General features: G+C 49.0%; 13 protein-coding genes. 4 read left to right on the top strand and 9 right to left on the bottom strand.

All coding sequences use genetic code 11. The features are described 5' to 3' along the window. From B5F71_RS04540 to B5F71_RS04515, 6 genes are all read right to left on the bottom strand, one after another. Entirely contained in the window at positions 1 to 882 is an 882-nt protein-coding gene (locus B5F71_RS04540) for a beta-1,6-N-acetylglucosaminyltransferase (RefSeq protein ID WP_022039002.1), read from the bottom strand. Further along, positions 882 to 1,784, bottom strand: a complete 903-nt coding sequence (locus tag B5F71_RS04535; RefSeq protein ID WP_022039003.1) for a glycosyltransferase family 2 protein — start codon at positions 1,782 to 1,784, stop codon at positions 882 to 884. Before B5F71_RS04535 ends, B5F71_RS04540 begins: the two co-directional genes overlap by 1 nt. A 13-nt stretch (positions 1,785 to 1,797) precedes the next feature. Beyond that, entirely contained in the window at positions 1,798 to 2,640 is an 843-nt protein-coding gene (locus B5F71_RS04530; protein WP_087208004.1) for an alpha-1,2-fucosyltransferase, read from the bottom strand. A 17-nt stretch (positions 2,641 to 2,657) separates the two neighbouring features. Then, on the bottom strand, positions 2,658 to 3,557 hold the full coding sequence (locus tag B5F71_RS04525) for a glycosyltransferase family 2 protein (RefSeq protein ID WP_087208002.1): 900 nt from the start codon (positions 3,555 to 3,557) through the stop codon (positions 2,658 to 2,660). Then, positions 3,554 to 4,324 carry a lipopolysaccharide kinase InaA family protein gene (locus tag B5F71_RS04520; protein ID WP_022039007.1) on the bottom strand — a complete coding sequence of 257 codons (771 nt, stop codon included), beginning with the start codon at positions 4,322 to 4,324 and terminating at the stop codon, positions 3,554 to 3,556. The genes B5F71_RS04525 and B5F71_RS04520 overlap by 4 nt, the downstream gene beginning before the upstream one ends. 88 nt (positions 4,325 to 4,412) lie before the next feature. Further along, on the bottom strand, positions 4,413 to 5,129 hold the full coding sequence (locus tag B5F71_RS04515) for a hypothetical protein (RefSeq protein ID WP_022039008.1): 717 nt from the start codon (positions 5,127 to 5,129) through the stop codon (positions 4,413 to 4,415). 268 nt (positions 5,130 to 5,397) lie between these two features. Between B5F71_RS04515 and mnmA the strand changes: the two genes are divergently transcribed. Both mnmA and B5F71_RS04505 read left to right on the top strand, forming a co-directional pair. Then, positions 5,398 to 6,531 (top strand): tRNA 2-thiouridine(34) synthase MnmA, encoded by a 1,134-nt coding sequence (gene mnmA, locus B5F71_RS04510; protein ID WP_262483242.1) that lies wholly within the window; start codon positions 5,398 to 5,400, stop codon positions 6,529 to 6,531. Positions 6,532 to 6,621: 90 nt separating this feature from the next. Next, positions 6,622 to 7,521: a serine acetyltransferase gene (locus B5F71_RS04505; protein WP_022039010.1), complete on the top strand. Its 900-nt coding sequence runs from the start codon at positions 6,622 to 6,624 to the stop codon at positions 7,519 to 7,521. A 38-nt stretch (positions 7,522 to 7,559) separates the two neighbouring features. Here the strand turns inward: B5F71_RS04505 and B5F71_RS04500 are convergent, their stop codons facing one another. Both B5F71_RS04500 and B5F71_RS04495 read right to left on the bottom strand, forming a co-directional pair. Continuing rightward, on the bottom strand, positions 7,560 to 8,123 hold the full coding sequence (locus B5F71_RS04500; RefSeq protein WP_087207996.1) for an NUDIX hydrolase: 564 nt from the start codon (positions 8,121 to 8,123) through the stop codon (positions 7,560 to 7,562). Between the two features lie 106 nt (positions 8,124 to 8,229). Further along, entirely contained in the window at positions 8,230 to 9,051 is an 822-nt protein-coding gene (locus B5F71_RS04495; protein WP_241148552.1) for a glycosyl transferase, read from the bottom strand. Positions 9,052 to 9,127: 76 nt separating this feature from the next. Between B5F71_RS04495 and B5F71_RS04490 the strand changes: the two genes are divergently transcribed. Next, positions 9,128 to 10,390 (top strand): glycosyltransferase family 4 protein, encoded by a 1,263-nt coding sequence (locus B5F71_RS04490; protein ID WP_022039013.1) that lies wholly within the window; start codon positions 9,128 to 9,130, stop codon positions 10,388 to 10,390. Between the two features lie 9 nt (positions 10,391 to 10,399). Continuing rightward, on the top strand, positions 10,400 to 11,149 hold the full coding sequence (locus tag B5F71_RS04485) for a glycosyltransferase family 2 protein (protein WP_087207994.1): 750 nt from the start codon (positions 10,400 to 10,402) through the stop codon (positions 11,147 to 11,149). A 116-nt stretch (positions 11,150 to 11,265) separates the two neighbouring features. Here the strand turns inward: B5F71_RS04485 and B5F71_RS04480 are convergent, their stop codons facing one another. After that, the gene (locus tag B5F71_RS04480; RefSeq protein WP_087207992.1) at positions 11,266 to 13,758 is read right to left on the bottom strand and encodes a YfhO family protein; all 2,493 of its coding nucleotides are present in this window, start codon (positions 13,756 to 13,758) and stop codon (positions 11,266 to 11,268) included. Between the last annotated feature and the right edge of the window lie 48 nt (positions 13,759 to 13,806).

The following is a 13,806-nucleotide window of genomic DNA, read 5'->3' as shown; positions in this document are numbered from 1 at the left end:
TCAATAATTTGAAAATCGGGTAAACATTACTTTTCCTGACGTTATTGAAAATTTCCGTGCGAACAAATAAGGGGAAGCAAGCAATTCGTCCACATCAATTTCTCGCCAGACATACGGATTACCTCGCTCCCAGTCGATGTACCTCATCGAACCGATAAGAGCATTCTCCTTATTATATATAGAGTCCCGAAAGGGTGAGTTCCACAACACAGTCTGAATAAAAATCTCATCCGGGCACAAGGTATGACGAAATGTGTGAAACACATTTTCTTTCTGAGACAACAAGCAAGCACAAAAGTCTTGCGTAATGCTCACCCAGTTAAAACCTTTTTGGAAAACAATGTTTCCTTGGTTCCGCTTATAATGAGTTACTTTCTGCAATGCCAGAAATATATTCCGGCACAAGGCGCATACACTATGAACCATAACGTTTCCTCCTTTAAAGTAACGGGTAAAAAGATAATACCGATAAACTTTCCGGTCCAAATCGCGCTTATGAGCTTTATTCATCCAAAAACCTACAAACTCTTTTCCTTGGTTCTTCCGAAAGAAAGCATGAATATAGTCTTGTGACTTGATAGGCAAGTCCACACCCGATAACAGATGATAATAAGCGTATGGACCTTGGGAAAAAGCACGCTCGAAAAGCATATATTCCACCTTCACTTGCGATATATCGCCCCAATAAACCGCTATCGGATGTTCTAAAACAATCAAATCACTATAGTTAGGGGTATAACCCTTAATGGATTCGTACAACGAACGGGCACGCCGGTCAATATGCACGAAAATATCATTCCGTACATCATCCAGCATATCCAAAAGCATCTTCAATACTTCCGGTTCGTTATGGGCAATAATCAAATAAGCATGCTTGTCCATTACATCTTTTCCTCGAAAAACCTGCAAATCGTATCATCCTCATATACATATCCGTCTGCTTGCAGGCGGTCGAATACGTGGGTACCGATAACACGGTCGTATTCTTCTTCCAACTTGCCCTCCTTATACAAACGATAAAAATAACGCCAGTGCCGGCCTCCGTGCCGCCCTTTGTGTTGCTCCAACTGCTTGCCTCCATTTATCATCTTTTCCAGAAATTGTTGCTTGCCCCTTATATTATAATGGTACACGCGTATATCGGTGTCCGCCGAACGTTTAGGCAACATCGTCACCTTGTGGTTCCCCATCGAAATCTGTATGTATCCGGCTGCCCGATGTACCACTTTCTTGTTCTGACGCTCGAAAAGAGAATAGAGTGACAGACCATAATGTTCCAGGTCGGGTACATATTTTACCGCCTTGTCCCATTGCCAGAAGGGTTTGTCTTCTTCAGGATAAAGGCTTCGCATCTCACAATTCAGCACATTGGCGCCCGTACGGCTCAGTTCATCCTTCAGGTTTCCCGAAGGAGCATACCATAACTCATCCGCATCGGCATTGATAATCCAGTCGGCACCGTATCGGGTCTTGGCTTTCCATATCATACGGTCTACCCATGCTTTTTGCTCATAATTGGTAGCTGTTTCCTGTATCACTTCCTTCACCCATCCCATTTGCCGGTATTTTTCGATAATCTCCGGTGTGCGGTCGGTGGAATTGTTATCAGTAATGATAAAGCCATCTACCCCCATCGCCTTGTGAAAGCGCAGATTCTCTTCCAGCATATCTTCTTCGTTCTTCACCAAAAGGGTCATAATCAACCGTGGAGAAGAAATGCGGCGGAACGTCTTGAAGATTTCCACCAATGCATAACCTATCTTCCGCATCATATACATACGCATGTCCTCACTCCTTTTATTTAATAGATACTCTCAACCACTCCGCCGGAACAATCTCCCGGCTATCGGCATCGCGTGTCCAGCGTTCGGGAGCAATGACTATTTTACCGTTGCGCGGATTCAACCACGCTCCCCACCAGCTGAACGTGCTATTGCAGATGATGTGATGCCGGCACCGGCTCATCAGCATCATGTCCTGCCAGCTGTCCTCTCCTTTGTTCCAGTCGATATACACCGCATCGGGCAAATCCAGATTCTCCTTCACCCAGGCAAGGTCGTCCGAAAAGACATAATAACGGGGACGCTCCACCCGTTTGCCCATTTCTTCCAAAGCATTCCGATAATATGAAAGCTGGCAAATGCACCCGATGGCTTCCCAATGCTTGGGTTGGAGGTAATCGCCCCGGCGCACGTGCAAAGATACGGCATGTTCATCCTTATCTATCTGCTCACGCATCCGAAGGCTTTGCCCGTTAGCCTGCTTTAAGTCGAACGTAAATGCCTGACGCACTTCGTCCTTGATATCGGCAAAATATTTCTCCGACTGGTAAAAGCCCTTGAAATAGATAAGCGGCCACAAGTAACTGCGTGTATACGGACGCATCGAGCCGTGCTGTTTACGTTCAAGGATGGTCTTGAAAAACAAAAACTCGATGACTTTCTTCAACACCTGGTTCATACAGATTTCTACACAGGGCAGGCCGAATACCCGATGCATCTCGTAACCGTAATGCACATGATAGTGCATCATATCTGTCAAGTCGATATAAACCCGCGGAAAGCGCTTCTTCATCTGCAAATAACATGCATAGATGAACATCTGATTCCCTAAACCACCTGTAACTTTTATCAATCTCATAACACATTGTTCTTTTCTTATTTCATCATTCCCAACCGCTCGTTCACTCCGTCCAGATAAGCTTTCCAGAACCTGCCGATGTCGCTCAGGCGATATGCATCGCTGAACGGACACGTAAACAAAGCTATCAGAATATAGCCTATCACCCCGTTGAAACCGCGCAGATACCTTACAGCCCAGTTCTTCCCATAATGATGGTTCAAGTATGCGGAGTTGCGCACTTGATAGAAACGTTTCCATTTCTTTTTCTTATTGCGCTCCACCCACGTGTCTTTCGAAAAGAACTTTTCCTTGTCCATCAGCGCTTCGGGAACATACATTATCTTATAACCCGCCTGCACGGTACGGATGCAATAGTCGGTATCATCACAAAAGATAAAAAGCTCTTTCTTGGGCAAACCGATTTTCTCTACCACTTCCCTACGGATAAAAGGACCTTCGAACGCCGTTCCACAAATCTCCGTAGGCGCGTCGACCTGCATCTTCGAGAGCTTCCCTTTATAAAGGGAGGCGAAAGGACATGTCAAATCGAGTGCCTGGAAATCGTTCGTATATACCTTGCCTTCCATCAGACGGCGCGGTGCGAGCATACCCACATCGCTCCGGCCGGCATGACGCAAAAGACTCTCCAGACAATCGGGTCGGGGAAACACATCATCGTCCATGCACCATATCCAGTCGGCATCCAGCCGGCAAGCCTCACGAATGCCCGTATAAAAACCTCCCGAACCGCCCACGTTTGCCTGATTGACCACATGCAGCCCCGGCTCTGAAGCCAGCCATGCGGTAGTACCATCGATGCTCCCGTTGTTGACCACAACGATAGCATCAAGCGGCCGGTTCGCCCGCAAGCAAGCGATATTGCGCTTCAACAATTCCAGTCGGTTGTATGTAACTACTACGGCTATGATTTTCATATCTTTTCCTTATAATGCTTCAAAGCTTCGATTTCTTTTTCTTCCTTGCCCGGCTGGGTACTCCGGTACGCCACCATCAGGCGATAACATTCTCCGGCATCGAATCCGCGTGCCTTGGCATACTCCTCGGCAATAATCCGGTGCATGGCAGGAGTGGCAGGCAAACGCTCCAGATTTTTACATCCGGCCTTCATGTCCAGCGGTCCGATGGCAAGGCGGTTCAGGTCGACAATATCCAGCCTGATGCCTTCGGGCGTCTTCTCGAACAGGATATTGGCACGCCCGTAATCCTTATGGGCATATCCGTGATTATGCAGAAGCGCCGTCACCCGTCCCACGGCACGCAACACCTCTTCCTCGTAATCGAAATGCCGGTGAAACAGGTCTTCATACCGGTAAGGACAAGTAGAGGCAAGGGTTACGTAATAACTCCGGTCGAAAAGCAATCCCTTCCGGATATTCATATAGCCTACAGGCTGAGGAGTGCCCACGCCTATCTGCTGAAACAGGAGAGCATGGTCGTATGAACGTTTCGCCTTCGAAGGTCGCAACACCCCGTAAACAAAGCGATTGACCAGGTTCGGCCTGCGGAAAGCCTTCACCACATAATCTGCCCCCTGATACGTAATCCGCCTCAACTGGTTTCGTCCGTTATGAATAACTACACCCTCATCGTGCAAAAAACGGTCGGGCAAACTTATCATAAAATCTTCCAGACCGGCAAAGTCCGGATGAAGTACTAAGGTCTGATGATTGAACAAGCTCATATACTGACAAACGAATATAATTCCTATACCTGATTCATATATATGCCATCGCACATGCATATAGCTGCGCAGGCACATGCATATAGTCTCAAATCTTATCCAGCCCCTTGGTGAACTTCAACCAATAATACTTCAACGGATTGGTATATTTCAGTTTCTTCCATGGACGGCTTCCGTGCGGACGGTGCACAACAGGCAGCGAAGTGAAGAGATAATTGGTAAATCCATCCTTCAATGCCTGATGCGAAATGGTGACATCGAACCAATTCTTGCTGGCATCCAGCTGATGGAAATCATACTTCCGCAAGAAATCGGTACAGAGCAGGGAGCAACAGAAGCTCAGATGCTTCTTTTCCGCAATGACACGATTCTCCTGTCCCTGTGCATACAGGTACGGATAATTTATCACCCCGCTATCGTCTACTGTGACCGAAGCGGCAATACCGCATCCTGGACGTTGCAAAGCCCCATCGAACAAGCCCTGCAGGGTATCCCGCCTCACCACTACGTCCGACTCTACTATCAGCAGACCGGCATCAGCCTCAATGGCACGTGCCTGTGCCATCTGCAACACCAGCAAATAATTGGGAGAGGGATGCGAAGTTACCTCCGACAGATTCACCAACTCGAAGCCATACCGCTCTGATGCTTCCTGCAAACGGAGCGTATTCTCAGGCGTACTGAAATCATTATACACAGTATAGGTAAAAGGAACACTTGTTTCCGATTCCATAATCGCCTGTATTGTTTCAAGCGTCGAATCAATGGAATCCTTTACGGGAGTTATCACATGCAAACACTTCATAGGGCTGAATATCTTTTCATTCTACCATAATAAATACAAAGCTAAGGAATCTTTTCGACATAGACCAGCTTTCCACCGAAAATTATATTTCAACGCCATACATCAGCATTCGTTTCAACACACACGTCCTTACCGGCAAAGCCCTATTTGTTAATGAACGTATAATACGAAGCTATATTCTTAAATCGTGTTATAAAACATATTATTTTAGCACATACACTTGCATATTCCAGAAAAGTCCGTACCTTTGCATCGTGTTTTTCATAGTATTAGATTTAAGGTTAACAAAGGTTGGAGTACAGCGGTACTCCTTTTTTTATGTCCGTATGTCATGAGAGCAAAACAGAACAAGCGTGTATTATTAGGAATGAGTGGTGGAACCGACAGTTCGGTAGCAGCCATTATCTTACAGGATGCCGGATACGAAGTAACCGGTATCACGTTCCGCTTTTACGAAAAAGATGCTCATACCGAATATCTGGACGATGCCGCTGAACTCTGCACACGGCTACACATCCCACACCTCGTTTATGATGCCCGCGAAATCTTCCAGCAACGAATAATCACTTATTTCATCAACGAATATTTGAAAGGACGCACCCCCGTGCCCTGCACTCTTTGCAACAATCTTCTGAAATGGCCGCTCTTACAACAAGTTGCCGACGAACAAGACATCTATCATATCGCCACAGGACACTATGTACAAAAGGTCCTACACAACGGACGCTGGCATATCTCTGCCGGCTCTGACCCAGACAAAGACCAATCATTTTTTCTTTGGGGATTGTCGCAAGAAACGTTGCAACGAATGCTTTTGCCCATGGGTAACCTTACCAAAAAAGAAGTGCGCGCACTAGCTGCCGAACGGGGATTCACAAAAATGGCTCACAAACGTGATAGTCAGGGGGTCTGTTTTTGTCCCGGAGATTACCGCACTTTCTTACGCGAACATACAGAAGCTGGAAAAATCGTACCCGGCATCTTTTACAACGAAGCCGGCATCCCCATCGGGACACACGAAGGATATCCTTTTTATACCATCGGACAACGCCGCAGACTGGGTATTTATCAGAACCAGGCATTATTCGTCAAACAAATCATTCCCGAAACAAATGCAGTCATCATCTGCAACCGCTTGCAGGCACTGGAACATAACGGCATGTACCTTTCACACTGGTACTTGGCATGCCCCGATGAAATCATTGGAAGCAATGATGAAATTATCGTTAAAATACGCTACCGCAAACAAGCCAACCGTTGTAGGGTTACACTTACCGCCGACAACCGTTTGCATGTCTGCCTGCACGAACCGTTGGCGTCCATTGCCTGCGGACAAGCGGCGGTATTCTATCGAGACAACATTGTACTGGGTGGAGGAATTATCGATGCCGTAGTTGAATAAATTGTTTTTCTATGTCTTTACAACTTTCTGTTTCAATCAATCAATATTTTTTGTACATTTGCTCGCATACAAATTAAAACACTTAGCATGATGATACCCGATTACACCCCTATCCTCAACAAAACGGTCAATGAATTGTCCGACCCTGCCTCCTATGAAGGACTGTTCCATCAATACAAAGACGGTGAACTCCTCCCCTCTGCCAAATCACTCAGACGCATCGTAGAACTGTCACGTGAAATTCTTTTTCCTGGCTACTTCGGCAACTCTACCATACACAGACGCACCCTCAACTATCACATCGGTGTAGATGTAGAAGAACTGTTCCGCCTGCTTACCGAACAGGTGGAGGCAGGATTCTGTTTCGGCATCGAGAATGCACTTTCCGACGAATCTCCGGAAGAATGCCTGTGCCATACTACGGCCTCAAACATTGCTGCCCAGTTCATCAGTCGCCTGCCGCTAATACGCCACACTCTAGCCACAGATGTAGAAGCGGCTTACTACGGCGACCCTGCCGCTACCTGCTTCGGTGAAATCATCTGTTGCTATCCCATTATCCGTGCCATCACCAATTACCGTATAGCCCACGAACTCTACACGCTAGGCGTGCCACTCATTCCACGTATCATCACCGAAATGGCCCACTCGGAAACGGGTATCGATATCCATCCAGGAGCAAAGATAGGTGATCACTTCACCATCGACCACGGTACAGGCGTGGTTATCGGCGCCACATGCATCATTGGCAATCATGTCAAGCTTTATCAAGGAGTGACACTAGGAGCAAAAAGCTTCCCGCTTGACGAACATGGAAACCCCATCAAAGGTATCCCCCGCCATCCAATTTTGGAGGATGATGTAATTGTCTATTCGAATGCCACCATCCTGGGACGCATCACCATCGGGCGCGGAGCTACCATTGGAGGAAATATCTGGGTAACCGAAAGTGTTCCGGCTGGAGCACGCATCGTACAGCGGAAAAGCTGAGTCATTTCACCACAGATAGCTCAGATTTTCATAAAAACCTACAGCAGCCCGTTCACGGCAAAGTATTTCCAAAGCGGGGCTGCCATCAGGGCTTGCTTGATTTGGTCGTTCAAGAGCAGGGTGCGCACTTCATCCGCTGTAAGCAATTCGACGCTGATGTCCTCGGTTTCTTCCAGATGTTGGGTAGAGACACGCTCCACACCGGTGGCAAGGAAGCAATGGCAGAGGTTCGTGTTCGTGCTGGGATTGGCAGAAATGTCCATCCAGTGTTGCCATTCGCCCCCGCCGAAACCAGTTTCCTCGTACAATTCACGCCGAGCTGATTCGAAGGGCGATTCTCCTTTCTCGCATACGCCTGCACAGATTTCATAACAAGTCATCCCCAGTCCGTGGCGGTACTGGCGCTCCATCAGGAACTTACCGTCGCGGGTAATCGCCAGCACGTTTATCCAGTCAGGATATTCCAGCACATAATACTCTTTGTTTTCTGCTCCTGTAGGCAACAGCACGTGGTCTTTTCGTGCTGTGAGCCACGGACGCCGGATGAGGTATTCGCTCTCCAGCACCGTCCATTTCCGGTCTTGATTGTTTTCTTTCAGCATATTGTATTAGTTTATAACCTGTATCGATTTTGAAACGCAGATTTACATAGATAATAATTTCTGCGTTAATCTGCGATAATCCGCGTTTCCTTATAACAGCATTAATCTATCGCTTCACCACTATCAACGGGATTCTTCCCAGCTCTGCCGCCAGTTCAGAGAACGAGCTGTGGAACGAGCCGTATATCTTCCGGGTGTGTGCCAGCGTCCACAGGTCGGCGATGCCTTCGCGGATGCCTTCCGTGGTACTGCGGTCGGCTTTGCTTTCGGCACAGACGATTCTTTCGCCGTAACGGGTGCGCATCGCTTGTTTCACTTCTTCCGAATCGGTGGCAAGGTAAATACAAAGGTCGGGATGCGCCGCCTGCTCCTTATCCAAACAACCGAAAAACGCCTCCAGCGGGCTGTGCTCGATAGACAAAACATTATCAGTACGGCGAATATGCACGCCTACGGTATAAGCCGAAAAGGCGGAAATGCGTTTCCCGATGACCTCCTCTATCTGCGGAACGGGGCGGAACACCTCGTGCAGCAGCGCATCGGGATAAGCATAAAAAGGCAAATAGGACGCCATATACACATTTCCCCGTTTTGCCCAGCCCTCAAAGTCGAAACCTTGCGTGCGGAGCGCGTCTATCTGATGCTCGTACAGACACGCCCGGAACAGCAGCTTCTGAAACAAGGCAGGAACGCGGAAATTCTTCTGCCTCGGGCGGTCGAATACCAGCAAGTCCACCGCCGAAGCCTCGACAATACGCACTTTCCCGGGCAAGCGCCGGGGCACGAACAAATCACGGAAAGCGGCATGCAATGCCCAGTCGCGAAACCAGATTACTTTCAATTCAATGCCGGTCTGCTCCGCCAATGCGATGGCGGAAAGCGTGGCACGGATGCGGTTTGCCAAACCTCCGGCAGGAACAAATATCATTTTTCTTTTCATATCGCACAAAAGTAGCGAATTTATCTTAGAGAAAATCGTACCTTTGCAAAAACTTTGATGAAATATGAGGGTACTTATCATAAATACATCCGAACGAATAGGAGGAGCAGCCATTGCCGCAAGCCGACTGATGGAAGCCTTAAAAAGCAGTGGTATCAAAGCAAAGATGCTGGTACGCGACAAACAAACTGAACAGGTAACTGTAGTAGCACTGAAGAAGTCTTGGCGGCAAATCTGGCAATTCGTATGGGAGCGTATCATTATATGGAAAGCCAATCACTTTAAGAAACACAACCTCTTTGCCGTAGACATTGCCAACACAGGTACCGACATCACCTTGTTGCCCGAATTCAACCAAGCCGATGTTATCCACCTGCATTGGGTCAACCAAGGCATGCTCTCGCTGAAAGACATTGAGAAAATACTACAATCGGGCAAACCCGTAGTATGGACAATGCATGATATGTGGCCTGTGACAGGTATCTGTCACCATGCACAGGATTGTATCCGTTACCAAACGCAATGTCACGATTGTCATTTGTTGTACCGTGGGCACAAACATGACCTTTCTTATAAGACTTTCGTCAAAAAACAACGCCTCTACAAGAATGCTCCCATTACTTTTGTAGCATGCAGCCGCTGGCTGGAAGGATTGGCTCAGAAAAGTATCCTCACCCACGGACATACCGTAACCAATATTCCCAATCCTATCAATACGAATCTGTTTCATCCTACCGACAAGCTTGCTGCCCGACGGAAATTGAACCTCCCTGAAGACAAACGATTGTTGCTGTTCAGTTCAATGAAAATTACCGACAAGAAAAAAGGCATCGATTATTTAGTAGAAGCCTGCCGCCTCCTGAACGAAATGCAACCCGATTTTTGTCGCGAACTTGCAGTAGTGGTGGTAGGCAAGGAATCGCAACAATATGCCGACCTCTTCCCATTCCCTGTTTATTGCCTCAATTATGTAGGTAAGGAAAAAGAAATGCCGACTATTTATAACGCCGTAGACCTCTTTGTCACCCCCTCGCTTCAGGAAAACCTGCCCAACACCATTATGGAAGCCATGTCGTGCGGCGTGCCCTGCGTAGGATTCTGCATCGGGGGCATCCCCGAAATGATAGACCACCTGCACAACGGCTACGTGGCACGCTACCGCTCTGCCGAAGACCTGGCAAACGGCATCTGCTGGTCACTCACCGAAGGCGATTACCAAAGCCTCAGCACCGAAGCCCGACGCAAAGTGCTCAGCACCTACGCCGAACACGTGGTAGCAATGAAATACATCGGGATCTACAACCGCATCACCGGACAAAACGACTGAAACACGCCTATGCTGACACACTTTCATCCCAAATTCTCCATCATCACGGTGACCTACAACGCCGCCGCCGTCATCGAAGACACCTTGCAGAGTGTCATCACCCAGACGTACAAGAACATCGAATACATCATCGTCGACGGAGCCTCTACCGACCGCACAATGGAAATCATCGGACGCTACCGCAAGCACATCCATACCGTAGTGAGCGAACCCGACCGCGGACTATACGATGCGATGAACAAAGGCATCCGCCTCGCCACAGGCGACTATGTGTGCTTCCTCAATGCCGGCGACGAGCTGCACGAAGACGACACCCTCCAGCTTATCGTCCACAGCCTTACGGGATTGACCGGACTGCCCGATGTCATTTACGGGCGTACTGCCATCGTCGATGAAGAAGGGCATTTTCTGCGAATGCGCCGCCTCGAACCGCCTGAGAACCTTACATGGCACAGTTTCCGCCAAGGGATGCTCGTCTGCCACCAGGCTTTCTTCGCCCGCCGCGACCATGCCGTGCCCTATGACCTCCGCTACCGCTTCTCCGCTGACTTCGACTGGTGTATCCGCGTGATGAAGCAAAGCACCGTGCTGCATAACACGCGCCTCACGCTCATCGACTACCTCAACGAAGGCATGACCACGCGCAATCACCGCGCCTCCCTCACCGAGCGCTTCCGCATCATGTGCCGCCACTACGGCTATGTACAGACCATCCTGCTCCACCTCAAGTTCGCGCTGCGCCTGCTGTATAAGAAATAAATGATGTTTTTCACCACAGATTACACAGATTTTTTAAGTTATTTCTCTTGAAACGCAGATTGGCGCAGATTCACGCAGATAAAATAAAAATAATCTGCGTGAATCTGTGGTGAGAATCACCCGCGCCTCCGCAGGCGGAGCACAACCAGCACAATGGCACCTGCGAGCAGGATGCCCAGCGCACAGTAGGCAATAGTTTCAGTAATAGTAACCGATTTCGGCTCGAAAAGCAAACGGACGGTATGCTTCCCGGCAGGGACATTGATGGCACGGAGCACGTAATCGGCTCTGCCTACGGGAACTTCCTCTCCATCCACAAAAGCCTGCCATTCGGGATAATAGATTTCGGAGAACACCACCGTACCTCCGGCTTGTGAACTGATTTCGTACGTCAGTTCGTTCGGTTCGTAATGCTTGAACGTAATACTGCGTGTCGAATCGGCAACCGATGCTTGTGAAGGAGCTTTTACTTGCTCGGCAAACTGAAGATTAACTACGGCTGTCTTGCGTAAGTCAACTGTTGCAAGGCTGTCCAGCTCTTCATTGGCATTGCCCACATAACGCACATCGTCTACAAACCAGGCGTTGCCCATTGCGTATGGGTTCTGCACGGGCATCGTGCCTCCGCCCTGCAAGGGGAAGATGAAATATTTCGCGTTCAGCATGTTCAAGATACGTATGCGATCGGGGTCGAGCGCCGACATGTCACCTCCCGTCTGAGGAAGTTCAGAAAAGAGATTACCCATTTCGCCCTGGATGTACGCTTCAATAAGCTCCTGATAGCGGCGGAGCTTGGCGGCGTGATATCCCCCGATGCTTTTGTGCCAATAAGAAGTCTCGTTTTCATTGAAGGTATTGGTTGATAGGTTCAGCACCCGATAATACGTGGTATCCTTCAGAATCGCCTTATCGGTCTCCGAAGGCTGCGCGAAAGGTTTCATCTCGGTGCCTTTCGCCACAAACTGCGCGTCGTACAGATAACGCTTGTTCACCGTCCACATATCGAGCAGGCAGAGAGCCGCCAGCGAAAGGATGAGAGCGGTGGATTTCAGTTTCCCGCGCACATACATCAACAGCAGTGCCACACCCGCCAGAATGACACAGAAGCTGCGCCAAGCGTCGGCGGTAAAGATGCTGACACGCATTTCTTCGAGGTTCATCAGGACAGGCGCCAGATGTTCGGCGGGAAGCGCGTTCTGCAACGCGTTCATTTCCATCGTCGATACATACGAAGGGAAGAATACGCGGGGCGCGATGGCAAACAATAGCGACAAGCCTCCCGTAAGCCCCAGACTGACGAAGAACGCTTTTGCCTTTTCGCGCAGCAGTTCGGGATGCTCCACTATCTGTTTCAGCGCCAGCATCGCCAATAAAGGTATAGTGAATTCGGCTATGACGAGGATAGACGAAACGGCACGGAACTTATTGTACATCGGCACATAGTCGATGAAGAAATCGGTCAGCCCCATAAAGTTCTTTCCCCACGAAAGCAGGATAGAGAACAGCGTTCCGCCCAGCAACGCCCACTTCATCGGCCCCTTTACAACGAAGCAGCCCAATACAAAAAGAAACATCACAAAAGCGCCTACATAGACTGGTCCCGACGTGCCCGGCTGTTCGCCCCAATATTGCCCCAACTGGCTGTACAGGCCTGAATACACCGGATTGGCTTTGCTCATCGCCCGCTCGTTTTGTGCCAAAGGTACGGAGGCTCCGCCTTTCACGTTCGGCACGAGCAGCGAGAAGGTTTCGCCGATGCCGTAGCTCCATTGCGTAATGTAACTGCGCTCCAGCCCGCTTCCGGTCTGGTCGGCAGACTGCGGCTTCACCAGCTCGCTCTTGCCACGCATGCTCTCCTTACTGTATTGGTAGGTGTGATAAAGGTTCGACAGATTGATGCATACCGCCAGCACACCCGCCAACGCCAGCACGCCCGTTGCCTTCAGGAAGCGGGGGAAAGCCTTTTCCTTCCATGCTTTCACGCCGAACGCGATTGCCATAAAGAGCATCACGAAGAGGAAGTAATACGTCATCTGCAAGTGGTTCGACACTATCTGAAGTGCGGCGAAAAGCGCGGTGACGATACCTCCTGCCCAATACTTGCCGCGATACGCCAGCACCATTCCCGCAATGGTAGGCGGTATGTAGGCAAGCGTGACGAATTTCCAGATATGTCCGGCGGCTATGATGATGAAGAAATACGAGGAGAACGCCCATATAACCGCTCCCAATGCCGCCATCCAGACTTTGAAATTAAACGCACGAAGCAGGATGTAAAATCCCAACAACATCACAAACACGTACCATACATACGTGGGCAAATACAAATGATACAGATCTTGCACCGTGTTCAGCGTACGGCTCGAATCATATCCCGGAGCCAGCTGATATGTAGGCATTCCGCTGAACAGCGAGTTCGTCCAACGGGTCACCTTTCCGTGTTTTTGATGATATTCCTGATGTTCGCGTCCGGCTCCGATACCCGCTACCGCATCGTGTTGCGCCAAGATGCGCCCCTCGAACACCGCCGGATAGAAATAAGCAAACGAAATCGCTATGAAAAGCACAACCGCCGCCACATCCGGAAGAAGTTTCTTTAATTCATTCATACGATATAAGTTTTTGAGTTTTAATGGGGGCAAAGATAACACAATACT

Source organism: Bacteroides sp. An269 (assembly GCF_002159755.1).
GTDB classification, from domain to species: domain Bacteria; phylum Bacteroidota; class Bacteroidia; order Bacteroidales; family Bacteroidaceae; genus Phocaeicola; species Phocaeicola intestinalis.
Note: the sequence above shows the minus strand (reverse complement) of the source record. Positions and strands in the feature narration are given on the sequence as shown.